This window comes from Alsobacter sp. SYSU BS001988, assembly GCF_054796215.1.
The window spans coordinates 12,427-32,334 of sequence record NZ_JBTAMK010000022.1 but is presented as its reverse complement, the minus strand read 5'-3'; the positions used below and the strand labels follow the sequence as shown (position 1 = coordinate 32,334).

The window sequence follows — 19,908 nt, the reverse complement described above, 5'->3', positions numbered from 1 at the left end:
TCGCACCTATGGTCGTCGCACAGTGAGAACCCGTCCTTTGGAGGATTCAGTCGCGATGGTTGGCCCTCCCTTCGTCCAAGGGGCCTCATGACGCGCCGCGCCCTCGCCGCCGCAGGCCTGATCGCGCTCGTCGTCGTCGCCGGCGCGACGTCCTGGACGGTCCCCACCGCCAAGCTCCAGCGCACGATGAGCACACGGCTCCTCGGGATTCCGGGCGTCAGGATCGTGGCGGATGAGCATGCCCGCTTCACCGCTCTGCCGGAGCCTCGCCTCGAGGTGGGCCCACTCAAGGTCCTCGACGCGGCCGGCGCGCTGGTCTTCCAAGCCGAGCGCGTGAGCGGATCGCTTCGCCTGCTGCCGCTCATCGCCGGAAGGCTGGAATTCGCCGATCTCCTGCTGGTCCGGCCCGTGGTCGCCCGCGCGGCGTCCGTGAGCGCGGCGGCGGTCCTGGAGCAGGTTTCGAAGGCCGTTCCGCCCGCATCCGGTTCTTCCGAGCGCCCGTCCACCCTGGCGGGCATCAATCGGCTGGTGATCGTGGACGGCGCCGCGGAAGGGTTCGAGGCGGCGGATTCGGCCGCCCCTGTGTCGCACCTCAACGCCGTGGTTCGCCGCGTCCAGAAGCGCGGCGTGATCGACGCAGCCGCCACGCTGATGTGGCGCGGCCAGGCCGTCGACTTCGCCTCGCACGGGCTCGATCTCGCGGCGCTCGCCGACCGGGCGAGCAGCCCTCTCGACGTCGCGATCAAGACGCCGCTCGGATCGCTGCGCTTCGCCGGCGCCACGGTCGGTTCCGGCGTCGCCGAGGCGGACGGCGCGATCGAGGTGACCACGCCTTCGCTGGGCGCCGCAGCCCGCTGGCTGCGGGTCAAGGTCCCTCTTCCGATCAGCGAGACGATGCAGGCGCGAGGAGCCGCGCGGATCAGCCCCACCGCGCTCGCCCTCAGCAACGCCGTCATCGCCCTCGAGGCCGGGGAGTTGGACGGCGTCCTCGCGCTCAAGTTGATCGAAGGGCAGCTCACGCTGGGCGGAACGCTGGCGGCCGACAGGCTGGACCTCACGACGGCGCTCCGCCCGTTCTTTCCCAAGCGCGACGCGGATGGCGGGTGGAGCCGCGACAGCATCGACCCCGCCGCGACGCCCAGCCCAGGCGTGGACGTCCGCGTGTCGGCCGCCACGCTCACGGTGGGCAAGCTCACCCTGGGCAATGCTGCGTTCTCGCTTCTCTCCCGGGACGGACGCACCGACGTGACGCTGGGCAACGCGGAGCTTTTCGGAGGCGCCGCGAAGGGACGGCTGACGCTCTCGGGGACGGCGTCGTCCGGGCTGGAGGTCAAGGCGCAAGGTTCGTTCGACCGCCTGGACGCCGCCAAGGCGTTCTCCTCCATGACCGGCGCCGAGAAGCTGAGCGGCTCGGCCAGCGGCGCCTTCGCCCTGGAGGCCTCGGGCGACGCGCCCGCCAGCCTCATGCGGTCCCTGGAGGGCCGAGCCGCCCTGACGGTGCGCCAGGGCGAACTGATCGGCATCAACCTTCCCGAGGTCCTTCGGCGGATCGAGAAGCGTCCCCTGATCGCCGCTCTGGACATCCGTGGAGGCCGCACGCCCTTCGACACCGCCACCGTGTCCGGCCGGATCTCTCGGGGCGTGCTGGAGATCGGCGAAGCGGTCCTGTCCTCGCCGGCGACGCGGGTCACCCTGGCCGGACAGATCGGGGTGGGAGACCGCACGCTGCTGCTCTCCGGCCAGGCCCAGGCGGCGGAGCGCGAAGCCGCCGCCCTGCCCTTCGAGGTGTCCGGCAGCTTCGACGACCCCATCGTCGCCCCCGACGCCAAGAACCTGATCCGACGCTCGGGAGCCGCGGCGCCGTTCTTCGGGTCGCCCAGAGCCATCGTGGTCGGAGAACCCGGCGCGCTGCGGACGCCCCCGCCGGCGGAGACGCCCTGATCGCCGGCGGGCCTCAGGTGTCGTTCTGAAGCGCCTCCGAGATGCGCTCCTCGAGAACCTGCGGTTGCCTGATCACGAGGGCGCCGCGCGTCTTGGCGATCACCCCCTGCCCCGACAAGGCCGAGAGCTCCCGCGTGACCTGTTCGCGCCGGCAGCCGATGCGGGCGGCGAGCACATGGTGGAACGGGGGCGGGCTGACGACCCGCTCGCCGCTGACGCCCATGCGGGGCGCCGACATGCGGATCAGCTCGGCGTAGAGCCGGTGCTTCAGGTCGAACACCGAATGCTCGGTCAACCGGGCGTTCAGCTCCCGGACCCGGGAGGTCAGCAGCTTCAGGATCCTGTCGCACACCACCGGAGAGGCGAAGAGAATCTCGCGGAAGACGCTCGACGGCATGATGCACATCTCGGCGCGCGTCAGCGCCGTCACATTGGCGGACCGGCGCACCTCGTCGATCGCCGCCAGTTCTCCGAAGACCTGTCCCCCGCGCATCTCGGCCAGGATCACTTCCTTGCCGGACTGGGTGCGGATGAGCACGCGCACTTCGCCCGACAGGATGAAATAGACGTCAGTCGAAAGGTCTTCGAAATCGACGACGATTTCGTCCTCGTCATAGCGCCGCCAAGTGCAGCGGCGGTCGAACCTCTCGAAGTCGATCCCGGCATCCTTGAAGAATGGAACCCGCGCAAGCGTCTGCATTCCGCACTCTCCTCAACGAGGCCCGAATGCTCACGCGCTCCGGGTCCCCGCAGCGCGTAAGCGCACAACCATAGGACGTAAGATTAGGATATGCGACCTGTCTTGAGCGGATCTTCGACAGACATCCGGTAGGAGTGTTCGCTGGCGTCGCCGGGTTGCAGCACGGTCATTCCGGGCTTTTCGAACAGGTCTCCCTCGAACCCGACCGGATCCCCCGATCCCGTCCACGCCTCGACGCAGAGGAACGGCGCTCCCGGACGCGACCAGAGCACAACATGCGGAAAGCGGCTCCAGGCGACGCGCAGCGCCGGACCCGTCGTGCTCGAGAGACGCAGGGACCGGCTGGCGACGTCCATGAAGCAGAGGGCCTCGCGGCTGAACAGGTCCCTGGACAAGGCCAGTTCGCGGCCGCCTTGCGCCAGCGGGATCGTCCGGCGCTCCGGCGAGAACAGGCCCCCCGGGGCGATCACCGGGACTTCGCCCCGCTCGGCCTGGTCGAAGGCGACGACGCCCGCGTCGAAACCGACGGAGCCGGACGGCGTCCGGAAGCCCGGATGAAGGCCCAGCGCATAGGGCATCGGCGCATGGCCGCGGTTGGCGACGCGGAAGCTGGCGAGCACGCCGGTCGGGTCCACCTCGTAGGCGACCGTGAGCTCGAAGCGGAACGGATACTGGGCCAGCGTGTCAGGGGTCTCGCGCAGCCGCAGCGTGGCGCGCGCCTCCCCGGCCTCGATCACCTCGAAGCGCTGCGTCCGCGCGAAGCCATGCAGGCCCAGCGGGTAGGTCTCGCCTCCGACCCTCGCCTCGCCGTTGCGGGTCCAGCCGACGACCGGGAAGAGGATCGGGCTGCGGTCGGGCCACCAGGCGGGGTCCCCTCCCCACAGCAGCGGATCCGGGCCGATGCGCCAGTCGCGCATTTCGGCGCCCAGCGTCGAAACGGCGAGTCGGCAGTCGCCGGAACGGAGCGTCAGCCCATCGTCCATCATCAGGGGTCTCCGTCGCCGAGGCGCTCGGCCGCGTTCAGCAGTGACCCAGATTCGGGGCGATTCCAACGATCTCCCGCGCCTGCGCGAGCGAGCCGCCCCGCGGCCTCTTTGGTGCTGGACAGCCTGAAAAGCAGCCTCTATAACGCGGCCCGTTCACGACGCTTCGGCGACGGCGGGCACGCCCAGGTAGCTCAGTTGGTAGAGCATGCGACTGAAAATCGCAGTGTCGGTGGTTCGACTCCGCCCCTGGGCACCATTTAGTCTAGAAGTCCTCATAAAATTCAGGCGTTCGCAGATATACGGTGACATGGGTCCCACATTGGATTCCACGTACGCGTAGCTTTGTATGAACGTCATCGAGCGTTCGATGTCTCGCCCGTCGCACGATCGGGAGGCAACGCTTGGACGATGGAGGCTGTCGGAAAGCCGCCGATTCGACCGGATCGCCAATATTTACGATTCTAGGTCCGCCGGCGCCTCCAACCGGTACGGGTGGCGCGGGCGAGGCGAACCGCGACGTACTCCGTTGCGGCCCCGCGCCGCGAGCCGCTGGCGGGGGATTTCGGGGGGCCGCGCTCACCAGCAACACAGAGACATGGTCAAAGCGGTTTCGCGCTATGGGGATGATGGCGCGCGACACGTTAAAGACGACCACGCAGCCTTGACGCACGGCTTCGCCGATCCCGGGCGGCAGCGGATAGCACAGGCCATGCGCCCGCCAGGACAGCGGTTAACGCCTGGCCGCCTCCCCGGCCGGAACGCCTCTCGGTCCAACGTCTCGTGTTCCTCGGATACCGACGCCTCCCGGAACCCAGGCGAGCACGGGAACACGATCCGCCGCTCCCTCCAGACGGCGCGGACGATGCGGCGCACCAGGTCGACGGAGAGATCCAGGTCGCCATGATAGCCCAGAAAGACGTCCCTTCCGGGCGGCCGCTCGCCGAGTGGAATCCGAGCGGCGCGGTCTGGCGCGGTTGCGCGGCCTCCTAGCCGTCGCGATCGCGCGGCTGGCGCCGTCGCCCCATGCGATCTGAGGGAGCTGGCGCGTCCGTGCGGGCGCTCATGGTCAGGTGGACCGCTCAAGGTAGGATCCCGCCGACCCCCCGGCGGCATCCGCAGGCGCGGCCCCACGCGTATAAGCGCTCGCTGGATGGAGGCCCGGCTGGGCTTCCGGCGCTTTTTTTGTGCGGGCTCGCCCGGAAGGAGCCTTGAACGCGCTAACGACCAAGGCCGCTCCGAACAGGATGAGTTGACCCGCGATGTTGACGGCCAGGACCGCTATCGGAGATCGCCCGGCGACGTCCAGCGCCGCGCCCAGGACCTGAGCGGCGACGAGGCCGGTCAGGAAGACCGCAAGGGTCTGGCGGCCTATCCTCCGCAAGGCCCCGGCCACCGCGCCGGAGAGCCTTCGGCCGCCTTCGCCGACGGCCAAATAGGCCAGATAGGCGGTCCCGAGGAAATGCGCGTAGCGCAACGGGCCGAGTTGCGTCTTCGAGATCCACGGCCCCAGGGCGTCGTGCGCGTCTCCGAGCGCCGGGAACGCCCCGAAGCCGGCGTAGCACGCAAACTCGCGCTGGCAGCTGAAAGGCGCGCTCGCCGCCACGGCGACGAGGGCCGCGAGCATGAGCCCGCCGCTTCGGGGCGGCGGAGGCAGCCACCCCCGGGCGAAGGCGAAGCCCGTGAAGAACAGCATCTGCCAGGCGAACGGATTGAAGAACCACGGCCGGCCCGTCGCCGCGTCCGCGGTGAGTTCGAGCAGCCCGAGCTGGGCGCCGGTCCAGAGCGCCACGGAGGCCCCGATGGCCAGGAGCGGGTCCCGGCTGGCGAGCAGCATGGCTGCGGGCGTCATCGCCAGGATGACGAGATACATCGGCAGGATGTCGAAGTAGTTCGGCACGTAGCGCAGCGTCAGCAGGCCGAGCAGGCGAGGCCCGGGCGCGTCCAGCATCGGCTGGAGCAGGAGCTCCTCCCTGACATAGTGGTCTACCCCGAGCCGCTGGTCGATCCCGACCGCTACGGCCAGGACCACGAACACCACGCAGACATGCGCCCAGTACACCTGCCAGAGACGGTGGACGATGCGGCGCGCGCCGGCCCACCAGCCGTGGCGGTCGAACACGGCCCCGAACGCGATCGCGGAGGCCATGCCCGAGCAGAACACGAACATGTCCGCGGCGTCGCTGAAGCCGAAGCGCGCCGGGATCCAGTTCGTCCACGGATTCCAGGGGATGTGCGCGATCAGGATGATGCACATGCCGAGGCCGCGGAAGAAATCGAGGCGAGGGTCGCGCGCGCGTCGGGCGGCTTCAGATCCGGTCGACATATTCTTGGGCTTCGACGGTGCAGGCGATCAGGGTGAAGCCGGGGCGAGAGGCGGCGTCATCGAGGGCGGCCTGGAAGGCGCCGCGATCGGCGCATAGCGCTCCGTCGCCGCCGAAGGCGCGAGCGATCTCGACGTAATCGGTTTCGCCCAGCGTCACGCCGGTTCGCGCCAGCCTGGCCGCGGACTGTTTCAGCTCGATGAGGCCGAGACTGCGGTCCTGCAGAACGACGACGGTCACCGGAAGGCCGGCGTCCCTCAGCGTCCCGAGTTCGCCCAGGCTCATCTCGAGCCCGCCATCCCCGAGCACGGCGATCACCCTCCGGCCGGGCTGCTCGAAGGCCGCGCCGATCGCTAGCGGCAGGGCGCTTCCCATCGTGCACCAGCCGGCGGACTGCAGCAGCGCGAGGGGGCGGGAGGCCTTCCACATCTGGCTGAGCAGGATGCGGTGCGCGCCGCTGTCCACCGTCACGAGCGCGTCCGCGGTTTCGGCCGCCTCCATCAGGAGCTCAATCACCGCGTGCGGACCCCAGGCGGCGGGACCGGCGAAGGCCTCGGCCAGGCGCCTTCGAGCCGTCTCCGGCTCGCCCGCCGGCCATCCCTCCCCGGGGCTCGCGCCCTCCGCGAGGGCGGCGAGCAGCGCCGCGGGATCGCCCTCGATCCGCATGCCGGCCGCATGCATGGCCTGGTCCTGCCCTGTCCCCAGCGCGACGGCCTGCCCCGGGTCGATGAATGCGTCGAGCCAGCCCGGGCGCATCTCGACCGGGTCATAGCCGAGCAGGATGACGAGGTCCGCGCGCGTCGCGACGTCCAACAGGATGCGGTCGGCCAGGGGAGAAAGCCCCGCCCCGCCGAGGCTGCAGGCGCGCCTCTCGTCGACCAGCCCCTTCGCCTTGTAGGTGGTGACGACGGGGATCGATCGTTTCGAGAGCAGGGCCGCCAGAGGGGCTGCGGCGCCCCCGCGGGCCGCCTCGTAGCCGGCCACGATCAGCGGCCGACGGGAGGCCTGCAGGCGCGCGCGCAGGCTGTCGATGCGGGGGTCCGATGGATCAATCCTGGGCTGGAGCGCCCGCAGCTCGGGCCAAGGGAGGGGAGCGGCCGGCGCCGGCATGTCGGCGACGGCGGGCGACAGGTCGCAATGAACGGGACCGTAGGGAGGCGTGAGCGCGAGTCGGAGCGCCCGGGCCAGGACGGGCTCGGCGCTCTCGGCCTCGATCTCGAACGACGCCTTGACGAGCGGGCGCAGCAGCGCCGCATGATCGACGACCTGGTGGGTGTAGCGGCCACGGATCGCGCGATCGACCACGCCCGAGACCACGAGCAGCGGAGCCCGCTCTTGCCAGGCGTCGGCGATGCCGTTGACCGCGTTCGCCAGTCCGGGCCCAAGCGTGGTCACGAGCACGCCGGGCGCGCCGCCCGCCGCGCTCGCGCCGGCGGCCATGATAGCCGCGGCCGTTTCGTCACGGGCCAGCACGAAGCGCACGCCCGCCCGCTCCAGGGCGTCGACGAAGGCGATGACCTCGCCCCCCGGCATGCCGAAGGCATGGCGGACGCCGGCGGCGCGCAGCCCTGCGGCCAGCCGGTCGGCGACTCGGTCTGGCGAGGATCCGGCCGTCACGCGACCCTCCGACGCTGTGCGGCCTCGGCGCGCGCCAGGCGGCCGGCGGCGAACCGGGCGAAGCGATCTTCGCGTCGCAGACCGGAACGGGAGGCCATCACCGTCTCATAGCCGGAACGGTCTCCACGGTCGGCCGCCGCCAAGGCCAGGATGCGCAGGAACACGTCCCGCTGGGCGTGACTGCCTCCCAGGAGATGCAAGCGGTTCGCGGCCGCCCACGCCGCGCGGCCTCGATCCAGGCCGAGGATGACCCGCGCCACGTCCATCCCGACGCGCCGCGCGGCCGCAGCCTGGTCCCCGCGAGGTCCGGCCTCCAGCGCCTGAAGCAGCGCAAGCGCCTCCCCGCGCGCGCCGGCGCCGACCAAGGCGAGCAGATGGTGCAGGGACGCGAACACCAGCGTCACGTCCTGCGACCGCCGTCGCGCGATCAGCGCCAACTCCGCCCAACGGTCGCCGACCGCCACGCCTTCCTGCTCCAGCCGCCAGAGCAACGAGGCGGCGTTTGCGACATCGCGGAAATCGTCCGTCGGAGCGGGCCGCACCTCCTCATCGTAGAGGGCGAGGACCCGATCCAGCCGCCCCCGCTCGAGCTCGAACAGGGCCAAATGCCAGGACAGGTGGAAGCGGAAATTGTGGCAGTGCGACCAGCGGGGCCGAGACTGCTCCAACCATGCGACGCCTTCGGCGATGCGCATCTGCGTCTCATGCACGTGCGAGACGGCGTGCATCGCCCAGGCGTCGTCGGGCTCCAGTTCGGCGGCCCGCAGGCCGACCCGCTCGGCGTCGGCGAGCTGGCCGGCTTCCTCCAGCCCGAAGGCGTGGCAGCCCAGCACGAAGCCGGCGCCGGGCCGCTCGTCCGTCCAGGACGGCAGGACCTTTCGCGTCGTGGCCAGCATGCCGCCGAGGTCGCCCGCCATGAAGCGCAGCCCGTGCGAGGCCTTCACCAGGAGAAACGCCGTCGGGCGGTCCTGAAGCGCCCTGTCGAGGATGTCGGCGGCCGCCAACAGCCGGCCCTCGACGGCGCAGCCGAGCGCCGCGACGAGCGCCTTTTCGTCGTCGCTGGCGTCGGTTCGACGCTGCGCGAGCCCATTGGCGTGCGCATGGTCGCGGCGGGCAGCCTGCATGCATTCCGAGCGCGCCAGGAAGACAGAGGCGAGCCCGCGCAATGCGTGGGCCGAGATCAGGTCCGGGTCGCTCGCCAGGGCCTCGGCAATCGCGTCGGCGGCGCCGATCCGGTGGCGTGCGAGGCAGGAAACGGCCTGATCGAAAGCCGCGACGGCGGACCTGGACCCCGTCGCGTGCCGGCCGCCATATTGGTCGACGATCATGGGCGGATTCCTCCCGCAACCCACCGTGCTTCCGCCGCAGAAGGGGAGCGCCGCTGATCCGCGCCGGCCACCCAAAACGCCGTGAGGCGACGACACTTTCGCGTGAACTGCGCCAAGCTATTGGCGGCGCTTCTTGCGCCAATGCTACCCTCCGGCCGTTTGGTCGGAGATGAGCCATGCGCCTTCTGATTTGGGCCGTCCTGCTGGTCGGCGCGCTGACGCCTGTGCCCGCCAGCGCATGCGACGCCCAGACTCCCTGCCAAACCGCGACGGGCGAGTATCTCGCGCGCACACCCCCGGGCTGGGATGGACGCTCCCCCTTGCCGGTCGTCGTCTTCTTCCACGGCTATGCGGGTTCGGCGCAGAGCGTAATGGAGGATCGCGATCTCGAGCGAGCGGTCGGCGACCTGGGCGCCCTTTTTGTGGCGCCGCAGGGGCGGGTCCAGAACGGCGCCGCGCGATCGTGGTCGTTCCCGTCCAAGACCTTCGAGGGCCGGGACGACTTCTCCTTCGTGGCCGACGCGATGAGCGACGTCGAGCGACGCTGGCCCGTCGACCATAGCCGCGTGCTGGCCTCCGGCTTCTCGGTCGGCGGGTCGATGGTGTGGTACCTCGCCTGCCTGGCCCCGCAGCCTTTTGCGGCCTTCGCTCCCGTAGCGGGCGCCTTCTGGGCGCCTGAGCCCGAGAGCTGCCCCGGCGGGCCCGTCTCCCTGCGGCACGTACACGGGACGGCCGACGACATTGTGCCGATGAGCGGGCGCAGCCTGAGGGGCGGCGACCTGCGCCAGGGCGACGTTCTGAAGGGCGTCGCGGCCTGGAGGCGGATCGATGGCTGCGCCGCCGAGCCGGACCGCACGACGAGCGAGGGGCGACTCGCGTGCCGGACGTGGTCTAACGACCATTGCGCCAGCGGCCGAGAGCTGAGCCTGTGCCTGCACTCCGGCGAGCACGAGATCGAGGCGGGCTGGATCGTGGACGCGTTTCATTGGATGGAGGGCCTTCCTGCCCGGGCCAAGGGCGCCGCAGCGCGCTGAGGAAAGCGGGACGGGACCGCGATGCGGACCAGCGCTTCAGGCGCGCCGGCCAGCCTTCAGCTCGAAAACCAGGGCCGCCACGAAACCGAAGACGACGTGGCCCACATAGCTCATGAAGGACAGGCCGCCGCCCCAGGCGATGAGCAGGAATGGGAGCCCGGCCAGCGGGGCCATAACTCCCAGAGCGTTGAACCAGGTGAACGAGCCCCAGCTCAGGCAGTCCGCCACGAGGCCGTTGGGATTGAAGAGACGCGTGGCCGTCACCGCGCTGACCACGACCCAGAACAGGGCGACGCCGCCGGTGAGTTGTCCCGTGAAGGCCAACATCGCCGAGAAGACAGTAAAGATCGCCCAGACTCCGACGTCGAGCGCCACGGCCCAGTTCTTCAGGAAGCGGGACACGACGTAGTAGAGGATGGGATAGCCGAAGATCCCTATCGCGTAATGGGCGGCCTCGGCCGGAAGACGGTCCAATTCGTAGCCGGTCCAGGTCCGGACCAGCGAGATGACCAGTTCGGCCGGTTCGAGGGGGCCGCCAAGGATCCAGGCCGTGATCAGCCGGGCCCAGATCTCCCAGGCCATGAGGCCCAGGAACCCGCCGACGAAGAGCCAGGCGAGTGTGCGACGGTCGGGAATGACCGACGCCGGGCCGGGCCGCAGGGTTGTGTCCATCGTCATGGGACGTCCTCCAGTACGCCGGGCGCGAGCGAATGCGCCGGGTCGCCATAAGAGACCATCGGGCGACGGCGGCGGCCAATGCCGAGCGGCCATGGAGACCAGAGCCTGCGGCTATGGCGTGGAATAGCCGTCCGCTATCGTCATTTCAGCCAAACGGCATTTCCGCTCGGCCCGACCGGCCCCGATCCTTCCTCCCGTCGAGTGCGCCGCAGATGAGGCGCAAGCCACGTGCTGGTGCGCATGGCGCTCTTGCAGCACCCCATGCGATCCGGTTCCTGGCGGACGTCCTGTGCATGCGCACGCCGCAGGCTGGCGCACTGCGGCGTTGTCACGACCATGCACAAGACGCCGCCCTGCGACGCGGAAAGGCCCGCCGGCGAAACCGGCGGCCTTGTCGTGCGAGCGACGGAGACCTTCAGCCCGCGGTCATCACCAGTCCAGGGCGCGCCTCGTGCAGGATGAAGCCCTCGATCGGGTCGAAGTCCCCGTCCCATGGCGCTTGGTCGAGCACCCGGATTGTGTCGTCGTAGCCGGCCCGCCAGCGAGCGCGAATCCCGGAAGGGCTGAAGTCGATGTCCTTCGTGTGATCCTCGCCCTCGATCGAGGGCGCCAGCAGTCGCACCACGTGCATGCGGGTGAGGCATCCGTAAGCCGCCAGTTCCTGGATGCGCGGATCCGACCGCTCGCGGACCGGCAGGCGCCGAGCGAGTTCGGCGATGACGTGCCGAAGGCGGTGCATCTGCTTCTGGCGGCGAATATGCGTGGAGGCGCGGCTGGAATACTGGATGTCCTTCTGCCGGTTCAGGACCTCCCAGATCGTCTCCGGCTCCGGCCCGCTCGGGTTCCAGATATGGACGGCGAACACCAGCGAATCGCGGCGGGGGATGTCGTCGAAAACCGCCTCGACGGGCGTGTTCGACAGGATCCCGCCGTCCCAATAGAGCTCGCCGTCGATGCGGATCGCCGGGAACGCCGGCGGCAGCGCGCCGGACGCGAGGACGTGGCGGATGTCGAGCGACATGTCGCGGCTGTCGAAATAGCGCATCTCGCTGGTGCGCACGCTGGCCGCGCCCACAGTGAGCCGCGGACCATCGCCGTTGACGTGCTCGAAGTCGACGAGGTCATTCAGCGTGGCCGCCAGCGGCGCGGTCGAATAGTATCCGGCCCGCTCGGCGCCGAGCCGAACATGCGCGCCTGCGAAGGCCGCGACATTGGGCGCGAAGAAGGCGGGTATGCCCTGCAGCACGGTCGCGAGCATGGCCGTCGTGGCGCCGAAAACGGGGAAGTTGGCCAGCGCGCGCGAAAGCGGGCCATGCTCGACCCGGGCCCAGAACTCTCGCAAACGGCCCATGCGGTCCGCGGGGGCGTTGCCGGCCACGATGCTGGCGTTGATCGCGCCTATGGAGGTGCCGATCACCCAGTCGGGCTCGAGGCCTGCCCCGTGCAGCGCCTCGTAGACGCCTGCCTGATAGGCGCCAAGCGCTCCCCCGCCCTGAAACACGAGTACAATCTGCCCGCAGGGGTGGCGCCGTCGCGCGCCGTCGCGACGCGGCGGGAGCGGCTGGTCCTGTCGCGGGCCGGCGAGCGGCGTGGCGCCGTGGCTCGTCGCCGCCTGGTTGAGCATTGCATCCATGTCGGTCTCCTGCCTGGTCGGGGCGCCTCGGCCATGGCGCGGGCGCCCTGGTGAACCTCAGTGGGCGGTCCATCCGCCGTCCGCAGGCAGGGCGGCGCCCGTGATCGAGGCGGCCGCGTCGCTGGCCAGGAAAGCGGCCAAGGCGCCGATCTCCTCGACCTGGGCGAAGCGCTTGTTGGGCTGGTTGGCGAGAAGCACGTCCCGGATCACGGCCTCGCGGGGGATCCGGTGCGCCATGGCCTGGTCTGCGATCTGCTTTTCGACGAGGGGCGTCCAGACGTAGCCGGGACAGATCGCGTTGCAGGTGACGCCAACCTCCGCCGCCTCCAGCGCGGCGACCTTGGTCAGCCCGAGCAGGCCGTGTTTGGCTGCCACATAGGCGGCCTTGAAGGGGGACGCGACCAGGGCGTGAGCCGAAGCGACGTTGATGACGCGACCCCAGCGCCGCTCGCGCATGCCGGGCAGGGCCAGGCGGGTCGTGTGGAAGGCGGAGCTGAGGTCGACCGCCAGGATCGCGTCCCAATGCGCCGGCGGAAACGCCTCGAGCGGGCTGACATGCTGGACCCCGGCGTTGTTGACCAGGATGTCGAGGCGCCCAAAGCGGGACTCGGCCGCCCGCATCATGGCGGCGATCGCGTCCGGATCGGACATGTCGGCCGGCGAGTAGAGCGCGTCGACGTGGAACTCATCCCCGAGCGCCAGCGCAAGCGCCCCTCCGTCGTCGGGACGCCCCAGGCCGTTGACCACCAGGGCGGCTCCGGCGCCGGCGAGCGAACGAGCGATTCCCAGGCCGATGCCGCTGGTCGAACCGGTGACCAGCGCGACACGTCCGGCGAGCGGCCTGTCGGCCCGCAGTTGATCAGGTGAAATCGGGTAAGTCATGGATCGCTCCCTTGTGACCGCCAAGCCCCCCGCCTGGGGAGGCTTTCTGGTCGACGACGGTGCGCCGCAGGAGCCATGATCTGAAATATCGTCTGCCTGCCGTTTCTATAGGGGGGCTCTATGGAGATGCATCAGATCCGGTACTTTCTCGCGGTCTGCGAGGAGTTGAACTTCACGCGGGCTGCGGAGCGCTGCCATGTGGCCCAGCCCTCCCTCACGCGCGCGGTGAAGCTTCTCGAGGATGAGCTCGGCGGGCCGCTCTTCCATCGCGAGCGAGCCAACACGCATCTCACGGAACTCGGCCGGATGGTGCGGCCACACCTGGAGGAGGTCTATGACCGCGCCCAGCAGGCCAAGCGCGAGGCGCTGGACTTCACCAAGCTGAAGCGGACGACGCTGCGCATCGGCATCATGTGTACGATCGCGCCCAACCAGTTGGTGGAGTTGCTGACGGCTGTCCAGGCCCGCCACCCGGGCGTCGAGCTGCACATCGTGGACGCCGCCGCTCCCCAGCTCGAGGAGCGGCTGGTGAAGGGCGAACTGGAGGTGGCGATCTACTGCCGGCCAAACCGCGATGGCGACGAAAGACTGCACCGGATCCCGCTGTTTCGCGAACAGATGATGATCGCCGTGGCTCCGCAGCATCGGCTCGCCGGACAAAATATGGTGCGCGCGCGGGACCTCGACGGGGAACGCTACGTCAATCGGGCCAATTGCGAGTTCACGGGCGTCGCCGGCCCGATCTGGCGGGAGCACGGCGCGACCTGCAGCCTCGTCTACAGGAGCGAGCGGGACGACTGGGTGCTCGCCATGGTCGCCGCCGGCCTGGGCTTTGGCTTCATGCCGGAATCCGGCATCACCCATCCGGGCGTCGTGGCGCGGCCGCTGATCGACCCGGAGTTCTGGCGCGAGGTCAACCTGGTCACGGTGCGCGGGCGCCCGCATTCTCCGGCCGTCGGCGCCTTCGTGCGCGAGGCCATGCGCGCCCGCTGGCCAGGGTCGCTGCAGCGCCCCGAATCAGGGCTCAAGCCGGACGCGGCCTGAATGCCACGCGGCGCGACTTAGGCCCGCCTCGCGGGCTTCGGTCTCCATGGTCGCCTCGACGGCGCCCCTGGCGCCGGTGGGATGCCCCCGGGCCGAACTCGCCTCACGCTGAGCGGCGCAGCGCGGCGGCGGGCGCCTGCTCGGGCGCGAGGGGGGGCTCCGCGCCGCTGCCGGTGATGAGCCGCGGGCCGCGCTGGTAGGTGACGTAGCTCCACCCCCAGTTCGCCGCCACCGACATCCGGTTCCGGAACCCGATCAGGAAATAGACGTGGGCGACGCACCAGATCAGCCAGGCGAGCGAGCCGCTGAGCCGCACCCGCCCGAGGTCGGCGACCGCCTTGCGTCGGCCGACCGTCGCCATGGCGCCGTAGTCGCGATACCGGAACGGCGCGCGCCGCTCGGGCGCAAGGCCGATCTGGCGCGCCGCGTGGCGGCCCTGCTGCTTGGCCACCGGGGCGACCCCGGGCAGCGGCCGCCCTTCCGGGCCCGCCACATGGGCGGCGTCGCCGATCACGAAGATGTTCGGGCGTCCGGGAACAGAGAGGTCCGCCGCAACCTTGACCCGCCCTGCACCATCCGCCTCGGCGCCCAGCCAGCGCGCGGCCGGCGAAGCGCGCACGCCGGCGGCCCAGACGATCGTGCGGCTTTCGATCCGCCGGCCGGCGACCTCTACGCCCTCGCCGTCGACCGCCGTCACCGGCGCGCCGGTCTCGACCTCCACGCCAAGGCCGCGCAGGCCCGCCGCGGCGGTCTCCGACGACCGCGGATGGAACGACGAGAGGATGCGCGGCCCGGCCTCGATCAGCACCACGCGGGTCATCCGCGGATCGATGGCTCGGAAATCGGCCGCCAGCGCCGTGCGCGCCAGCTCCGCGACAGCGCCGGCCATCTCGACGCCGGTCGGCCCGCCGCCGATCACCGCGAAGGTCAGGAGGCGGCGGCGCTCGGCCGGGTCCTTAATGGTCTCGGCCTTCTCGAAGGCGAGCAGGATGCGTCGGCGCAGCTCCGTCGCGTCCTCGATCTTCTTGAGGCCGGGCGCGTGGCGCTCCCACCCGTCGCGGCCGAAGTAGGCGTGCCTGGCGCCCGTCGCGATGATGAGCGCGTCATACGCGACATCGCCCTCGTCGGTCACGACGACCCGCCGGTCCGGATCGACCCCGGTGACGCGCGCCAGCATCACAAAGGCGTTCTTCTGGCGGCGCAGGACGCCCCGGATGGGAGATGCGATGTCGGCCGGCGACAGCCCGGCGGTGGCCACCTGGTAGAGCAGCGGCTGGAACAGGTGGTAGTTGTGGCGATCGATTAGTGTGACGTCGACCGGCGCGCGCGCCAGCGCCTGCGCTGCCGACAGGCCGCCGAAGCCGCCGCCGACGATCACCACGCGCCGCCTCGATGAGACCGTGTGCATGGCCATCACCCCTTCTTTTCAGTGGTGGTGAACAGGGCGGCGATGCGCCAATCCCCCGAGCGGTCCTTGCGCACCGCCAGCATCGAGACGAGGAAGCGCAGGCGGTCCGGCCCCGGCACGCGCGGGCCGATGGCCAGCTCGAGCGGCAGGTGGAGGTAGGCCGCGCCGGCGTTCAGCTCCACCGCGACGGCGCGGTCGAGGTCCGGGGTCACGCGCCAGATCTCCGAGCTCCGGAACAGGGCCATTCGTTCGATCGCCGCGTCGCGGCCCCAGATCGACATCCCGTCGCTCACCCACAAGAACGGCGGATCCTGCGTGAACATCTCCCGCACGACGGCGAGTTCGCCGGCGTTCTGAGCGGCGGCGAAGGCCTTGTAGGTCGCAATCACGTCCGCGCCGCCGGCCCGGACGCCCACGGGCGGGAGCGCCGCGGCGAGCGCCGCCCCGGCGCCGCCCGCGATGACATGGCGGCGGGTGGGCTGGGCCTCCGGCGAGAGCCCGGCGGCGGCGGCGTGAGCCGACGCTGGAAGAAGGGAGGTTTTGCCGAGAGAGGTCATGGCTGCAACTCCTTCGGGGAGAAGACCGAGGCGGGCGGCGCGGGGACGACCAAGCGGGCCGAAAGCAGCAGGGAGAGCACGAGCGCCGCCGCGACTCCGGCCACGCAGGCGGTCCAGCCGAAGCCGTCGAAGAGCCAGCCCAGCACGGCGCTGCCCACGAGGCCGCCCGTGAAATAGCTCCCCAAATAAAGCCCGCTGGCCGAGCCCCTGTCGCCCGTGGCGGCCTTGCCGACGAAGCCGGTCGCGACGGCCTGGGCGAAGAACGTGCCGGCCGCCACCAAGGTCAGCCCGGCCAGGATGGCGTCGAGGCGGGGCGCGGTCACGAGGGCGAGCCCGGCGAGCGCGACCAGCGTGGCGGCCGCGAAGGCCCGGCGCGCGCCCAGCCGCGCCACGGCGAGGCCGGCCAGCGGCGTCGTCACGATAGACGGAAGGAACACGAAATAGACGAACCCGACCGCCATCTGGCTGATCGCGATCGGCGGACGCACCAGCACGAAATTGACGTAGGTGAACGCCCCGATGAAGGCGAACAGGATGCAAAAGCCGATCCCGAAGGCGGCCCGCAAGGCGGGGTTGCGCAGATGTTGCGCAACGCCGGCCAAGCCCGCCGGAGCCGCGCTCCCGGTCGCCGGCCGGCCGGCCCGCGCCATGGTGACGCGCACCAGCGCGGCCCCGGCCAGGTTCATGGCCGCGAGCGCGGCGAAGGTGGCCGGAACGCCGAAATGATCGGCGAGCGCCGCCGCCACGAGGCGCCCGACGAGGTTGCTGGCGACATTGCCGGTGACATAGGCGGCGAAGGCCGCCGCGGTCTGCCGGCCGCTGGTGGTCTCGCCGAGATGGGCCAGCGTCAACGAAAACGCGGTCGCCATGCAGAGGCCCTGCAGCACCCGCAGCGCCGCAAAGGCGGCAAGGCCGGGCGCGCCCGCCAGCAGCACGGTCGGGATCGACAGCAGCACAAGACTGGCCACGACGCCGCGGCGGCGCTCGAGGCGGTGGCTCATGAGCGCGACCGCGAGCCCTGCCACCGCCATCCCCAGCGTGCTGGCGTTCACGGCCAGCCCCATCGCGGCCGGCGTGACACCGTAGAGGCGCGCCAGCGACGGCAGGATCGCCTGCGTGGCGAACAGGTCCACGAGCGTCAGGAACGAGACGAGGCCGATCAGGCCCATCCTGGCCGCTTGGGCGAGGGCGTCTGGCGCGGCGGGGACTTCCGCTGCCGGCAAGGCGCGATCGGGGTTGGCGCGATGGAGGAGTGCGGCGATCATGGCGTGTCCTTTCGCGGGACGGGCGGCGCCCTGCGAGGGCGCCGCCCGGGCGGGCTCACATGTTCGCGTCGGTCTTGTCGTGCAGGATGTCGGCGGAGAGCAGGGTCACGGGCTTACTGCCGGTGTTCTTCCACCAATGCGCGGTGGCGCTCGTCTCCCGCGCTACCTCGCCGGCCTTGTGCAGGATCGGGACCGCGCAGGTGCTGGCGTATTCGGTGATCGAGCCCTCGACGATGTAGATGATCGCGGGTCGGTCGCCGTGGCTGTGCCAGGGAACGACGCCGCCCGGCTGGACGACGAGCTTGCGCAGCCGCAGCTCGTGATCCTTGAGCCCGACGGGCTCCTGGGCGAGCTCGATCTTGGTCAGCACGGTGTCGGTGACGTCCTTGGCGGGGCTCGTGACCGGCTTGGTGAGGTCGCGGCCCACCTTGTCGGCGGGGCATTCGCCGGCCAGGGCCGGCAGCGCGAAGGTCGCGGCGGCGAGGCCGAGGATCGCGGTCATGAAGCGGTCGGTGGGACGGGTCATGGGTCTCTCCTGGCGGTTGGGGCCCGAGGGCCGTTCGACGCCTGAAGGATCCATGGCGGATGGGCGCAGCGGAAATGCCGTGTGCGTCCGATGTCGATAGTCGCCCGCTATTCGCCGCGACAGCGGGCGGCTTTGCCGACGAGAGCCGACGGGACGTTTGCTCTATGACGTGCGTCGCCGAAAGGACGAATTCACCCCCGCGGCTTCCGTTCGGAGGCCTCCTCTATGCTCGACCAGTGCGGCTTGTGGATCGCAGACGCCATGGAACGCCAACTGGCCCGTAAGCCGCCGCCGAATCCGCCATTCAGAAGGAATTCGACCTTCGCTGACGAAGGCCTGCCTGACGAGTACGAGCGGATCCTGGCGATGATGGCCGGGCCGAGATCGCGGGGGAAAGCGGCCTTAACGAGAAGGCCAAGCTGGATGCAATCCTGCACAGCCGGGGCGAGATTTGACTCCGACGTCAGGAGCGCGGAACACATAGACCCCGAGGAGATCGAGAACCTTCGGGAGCGAGCCGGCTAAGATCGTTTTACCTCAACCTTTCTACCCATGCGCGCACGGATGCCGCCATGGCGGCGCGGTGGTCGGCGGCGTTGAAGCCCGAGACGCCCTTTCGGGGCGTAAGGTCATGGTCGCCGTCGGACATCCAAAGCAGCTCGATCGCGGGCGACAAGGTGTAGCCGCAGACGTCCTCCTCGGTTCCGAAAGGGTCCCGCGTGCCCTGGACAATCAGCGTTGGGACGTGCAGGCCCTCCAGGTGAGCCGTGCGGGTCTTTGTGGGCCGCCCGGGCGGATGGAACGGATACCCCAGGCAGAGCAATCCAGCGATATCGCCCGCATCGTGCAGATCATCAGCCACCATCGAGGCGACGCGACCACCCATCGACTTGCCTCCGACGACAAGACGCTCCGAACCGATGTGGGCCCGCGCTGCGGCCACGGCGGCACCGTACTCCGGGACCAAGGTTTCAGCCTTGGGCGGCGGCTTGCGCCCACCCGCGCGTCGCGCCGCCATGTAGTCGAACTCAAAGCGCAGCACTCGGAGCCCCGCGGCGACAAGCGCTTCGGTGGCGGACTGCATGCCCGCAGAGTCCATCGCCCCTCCCGCGCCGTGGGCCAACAGCAGCGTGGCAGGACTGTGATGTGGGCCGTCGTCGAGGAAGCAGGAGGCGGAATTCATTGGTCTGTCCGGGCGCTCGTAACACCGTTGCACACATCCTTATCCAAACCACGTGGGCAACCCGCCATGAGAATCCAGCTTCCGAAGGCGCCGCTCAGGATCCCTGAGCGGCTCGGGACCGGCCCGTCTTCAAAATCGGACTGAACTGCGCAGGTGACGGTCACAAGCCGATGAGTGGACCGGAGCAGCGGATGTCGGCTGCGGTCCAAGTCCAAGCTTAATCGAGTTCATTGCGAGCAGACGTCTAAGAGCGCCGCGACTTGTCCTTGCCGCCGGCGCGCACCTGCTCGACACAGAGGACCCAGAGAGGGTGCGTTCAACGGCGATCAGGTCGAACCCGCCCCCGTTCCATCCGCTGGACGACGTGATTCGGTCCCAAATGGACAGAGCATATTCTCGCCCGAGGCGGCCATGAACCGCCGCGCGTGAAACAGACCGGGAAGCGTTCGCGCGAGCGATTCACCTGTCTTCAATTTAGCCCGGCTGATCACGCCGGGCGAGCACGATATGGTGGGCTGCGCGAGCATCGAACCGCTTCAGGACCGACCTCGCTTGAGCCGGGACGTGGCTCACCGAGTAGTCCTCGCCCATGAAGGCGCGCACGGAATCCATGCTGTCAAACCACATCAGCGTAGTGAACTCGACCTCATCGTCGCCGTGGTCCGCTTTCAGCAGATCGATAGCCCTGAATCCGGGAATGCGCATCGCCTCGATCCCAGGTATCACCTCTCCGAGCACCACGTCCTGGTAGGCCTCGGCGTTCTCGCGTGTCGTCCACCCGTGCCAAATCCGGCAGATCATGTCG

At 70.0% G+C, this 19,908-nt stretch carries 17 protein-coding genes and 1 tRNA gene; 4 read left to right on the top strand and 14 right to left on the bottom strand.

Features of this window, described 5'->3' with window-relative positions:
• Positions 1-87 precede the first annotated feature (87 nt).
• Positions 88-1,941, top strand: coding sequence for an AsmA family protein (locus ACYVO7_RS24150; protein WP_460452323.1), 1,854 nt, complete (start codon positions 88-90; stop codon positions 1,939-1,941).
• A gap of 13 nt (positions 1,942-1,954) precedes the next feature.
• Here the strand turns inward: ACYVO7_RS24150 and ACYVO7_RS24145 are convergent, their stop codons facing one another.
• Positions 1,955-2,641, bottom strand: coding sequence for a Crp/Fnr family transcriptional regulator (locus ACYVO7_RS24145; protein WP_406857627.1), 687 nt, complete (start codon positions 2,639-2,641; stop codon positions 1,955-1,957).
• Positions 2,642-2,724: 83 nt separating this feature from the next.
• Entirely contained in the window at positions 2,725-3,627 is a 903-nt protein-coding gene (locus ACYVO7_RS24140) for an aldose 1-epimerase family protein (protein ID WP_460452322.1), read from the bottom strand.
• Between the two features lie 180 nt (positions 3,628-3,807).
• Between ACYVO7_RS24140 and ACYVO7_RS24135 the strand changes: the two genes are divergently transcribed.
• A tRNA-Phe gene (locus tag ACYVO7_RS24135) sits at positions 3,808-3,883 on the top strand.
• 810 nt (positions 3,884-4,693) lie between these two features.
• On the opposite strand, the gene ACYVO7_RS24130 is transcribed toward ACYVO7_RS24135, so the two are convergent.
• From ACYVO7_RS24130 to ACYVO7_RS24120, 3 genes are read right to left on the bottom strand one after another with little or no spacing between them, the layout of a single operon-like run.
• Positions 4,694-5,950, bottom strand: coding sequence for an OpgC family protein (locus ACYVO7_RS24130; protein WP_460452321.1), 1,257 nt, complete (start codon positions 5,948-5,950; stop codon positions 4,694-4,696).
• Positions 5,934-7,565, bottom strand: a complete 1,632-nt coding sequence (locus tag ACYVO7_RS24125; protein WP_460452320.1) for a thiamine pyrophosphate-binding protein — start codon at positions 7,563-7,565, stop codon at positions 5,934-5,936. The genes ACYVO7_RS24130 and ACYVO7_RS24125 overlap by 17 nt, the downstream gene beginning before the upstream one ends.
• Positions 7,562-8,893 carry a tetratricopeptide repeat protein gene (locus ACYVO7_RS24120; protein ID WP_460452319.1) on the bottom strand — a complete coding sequence of 444 codons (1,332 nt, stop codon included), beginning with the start codon at positions 8,891-8,893 and terminating at the stop codon, positions 7,562-7,564. Before ACYVO7_RS24120 ends, ACYVO7_RS24125 begins: the two co-directional genes overlap by 4 nt.
• A gap of 176 nt (positions 8,894-9,069) precedes the next feature.
• Here ACYVO7_RS24120 and ACYVO7_RS24115 point away from each other — a divergent pair, with 176 nt between their 5' ends.
• Positions 9,070-9,927, top strand: coding sequence for a CE1 family esterase (locus ACYVO7_RS24115; RefSeq protein WP_460452318.1), 858 nt, complete (start codon positions 9,070-9,072; stop codon positions 9,925-9,927).
• A 36-nt stretch (positions 9,928-9,963) separates the two neighbouring features.
• On the opposite strand, the gene ACYVO7_RS24110 is transcribed toward ACYVO7_RS24115, so the two are convergent.
• From ACYVO7_RS24110 to ACYVO7_RS24100, 3 genes are all read right to left on the bottom strand, one after another.
• Positions 9,964-10,605 (bottom strand): hypothetical protein, encoded by a 642-nt coding sequence (locus ACYVO7_RS24110; RefSeq protein ID WP_460452317.1) that lies wholly within the window; start codon positions 10,603-10,605, stop codon positions 9,964-9,966.
• Positions 10,606-11,020: 415 nt separating this feature from the next.
• Positions 11,021-12,229, bottom strand: coding sequence for a patatin-like phospholipase family protein (locus ACYVO7_RS24105; protein WP_460452329.1), 1,209 nt, complete (start codon positions 12,227-12,229; stop codon positions 11,021-11,023).
• 66 nt (positions 12,230-12,295) lie between these two features.
• On the bottom strand, positions 12,296-13,120 hold the full coding sequence (locus ACYVO7_RS24100; protein WP_460452316.1) for a 3-hydroxybutyrate dehydrogenase: 825 nt from the start codon (positions 13,118-13,120) through the stop codon (positions 12,296-12,298).
• 120 nt (positions 13,121-13,240) lie between these two features.
• Here ACYVO7_RS24100 and ACYVO7_RS24095 point away from each other — a divergent pair, with 120 nt between their 5' ends.
• Positions 13,241-14,164: a LysR family transcriptional regulator gene (locus ACYVO7_RS24095; protein ID WP_460452315.1), complete on the top strand. Its 924-nt coding sequence runs from the start codon at positions 13,241-13,243 to the stop codon at positions 14,162-14,164.
• A 103-nt stretch (positions 14,165-14,267) separates the two neighbouring features.
• Here ACYVO7_RS24095 and ACYVO7_RS24090 read toward each other — a convergent pair whose 3' ends face one another.
• The 6 genes from ACYVO7_RS24090 to ACYVO7_RS24065 form a co-directional block, all read right to left on the bottom strand.
• On the bottom strand, positions 14,268-15,578 hold the full coding sequence (locus tag ACYVO7_RS24090; protein WP_460452314.1) for an NAD(P)/FAD-dependent oxidoreductase: 1,311 nt from the start codon (positions 15,576-15,578) through the stop codon (positions 14,268-14,270).
• Positions 15,578-16,129 carry a Cif family virulence factor gene (locus ACYVO7_RS24085; protein ID WP_460452313.1) on the bottom strand — a complete coding sequence of 184 codons (552 nt, stop codon included), beginning with the start codon at positions 16,127-16,129 and terminating at the stop codon, positions 15,578-15,580. Before ACYVO7_RS24085 ends, ACYVO7_RS24090 begins: the two co-directional genes overlap by 1 nt.
• Positions 16,126-17,394, bottom strand: a complete 1,269-nt coding sequence (locus tag ACYVO7_RS24080; RefSeq protein ID WP_460452312.1) for an MFS transporter — start codon at positions 17,392-17,394, stop codon at positions 16,126-16,128. Before ACYVO7_RS24080 ends, ACYVO7_RS24085 begins: the two co-directional genes overlap by 4 nt.
• Positions 17,395-17,449: 55 nt before the next feature.
• Positions 17,450-17,920 (bottom strand): cupin domain-containing protein, encoded by a 471-nt coding sequence (locus ACYVO7_RS24075; protein ID WP_460452311.1) that lies wholly within the window; start codon positions 17,918-17,920, stop codon positions 17,450-17,452.
• A 532-nt stretch (positions 17,921-18,452) separates the two neighbouring features.
• Positions 18,453-19,103, bottom strand: a complete 651-nt coding sequence (locus ACYVO7_RS24070; protein WP_460452310.1) for an alpha/beta hydrolase family protein — start codon at positions 19,101-19,103, stop codon at positions 18,453-18,455.
• Positions 19,104-19,577: 474 nt separating this feature from the next.
• Complete coding sequence (locus ACYVO7_RS24065; protein WP_460452309.1) at positions 19,578-19,904, bottom strand: antibiotic biosynthesis monooxygenase; 327 nt, start codon at positions 19,902-19,904, stop codon at positions 19,578-19,580.
• Positions 19,905-19,908: the final 4 nt, after the last annotated feature.

What these genes read in the sequence shown, in the direction of transcription:
- ACYVO7_RS24150 (WP_460452323.1), top strand. Translation starts at nt 88, where the DNA reads ATGACGCGCCGCGCCCTCGCCGCCGCAGGCCTGATCGCGCTCGTCGTC.
- ACYVO7_RS24145 (WP_406857627.1), bottom strand. Translation starts at nt 2,641, where the DNA reads ATGCAGACGCTTGCGCGGGTTCCATTCTTCAAGGATGCCGGGATCGAC.
- ACYVO7_RS24140 (WP_460452322.1), bottom strand. Translation starts at nt 3,627, where the DNA reads ATGATGGACGATGGGCTGACGCTCCGTTCCGGCGACTGCCGACTCGCC.
- ACYVO7_RS24130 (WP_460452321.1), bottom strand. Translation starts at nt 5,950, where the DNA reads ATGTCGACCGGATCTGAAGCCGCCCGACGCGCGCGCGACCCTCGCCTC.
- ACYVO7_RS24120 (WP_460452319.1), bottom strand. Translation starts at nt 8,893, where the DNA reads ATGATCGTCGACCAATATGGCGGCCGGCACGCGACGGGGTCCAGGTCC.
- ACYVO7_RS24115 (WP_460452318.1), top strand. Translation starts at nt 9,070, where the DNA reads ATGCGCCTTCTGATTTGGGCCGTCCTGCTGGTCGGCGCGCTGACGCCT.
- ACYVO7_RS24110 (WP_460452317.1), bottom strand. Translation starts at nt 10,605, where the DNA reads ATGACGATGGACACAACCCTGCGGCCCGGCCCGGCGTCGGTCATTCCC.
- ACYVO7_RS24105 (WP_460452329.1), bottom strand. Translation starts at nt 12,229, where the DNA reads ATGCTCAACCAGGCGGCGACGAGCCACGGCGCCACGCCGCTCGCCGGC.
- ACYVO7_RS24100 (WP_460452316.1), bottom strand. Translation starts at nt 13,120, where the DNA reads ATGACTTACCCGATTTCACCTGATCAACTGCGGGCCGACAGGCCGCTC.
- ACYVO7_RS24095 (WP_460452315.1), top strand. Translation starts at nt 13,241, where the DNA reads ATGGAGATGCATCAGATCCGGTACTTTCTCGCGGTCTGCGAGGAGTTG.
- ACYVO7_RS24090 (WP_460452314.1), bottom strand. Translation starts at nt 15,578, where the DNA reads ATGGCCATGCACACGGTCTCATCGAGGCGGCGCGTGGTGATCGTCGGC.
- ACYVO7_RS24085 (WP_460452313.1), bottom strand. Translation starts at nt 16,129, where the DNA reads ATGACCTCTCTCGGCAAAACCTCCCTTCTTCCAGCGTCGGCTCACGCC.
- ACYVO7_RS24080 (WP_460452312.1), bottom strand. Translation starts at nt 17,394, where the DNA reads ATGATCGCCGCACTCCTCCATCGCGCCAACCCCGATCGCGCCTTGCCG.
- ACYVO7_RS24075 (WP_460452311.1), bottom strand. Translation starts at nt 17,920, where the DNA reads ATGACCCGTCCCACCGACCGCTTCATGACCGCGATCCTCGGCCTCGCC.
- ACYVO7_RS24070 (WP_460452310.1), bottom strand. Translation starts at nt 19,103, where the DNA reads ATGAATTCCGCCTCCTGCTTCCTCGACGACGGCCCACATCACAGTCCT.
- ACYVO7_RS24065 (WP_460452309.1), bottom strand. Translation starts at nt 19,904, where the DNA reads ATGATCTGCCGGATTTGGCACGGGTGGACGACACGCGAGAACGCCGAG.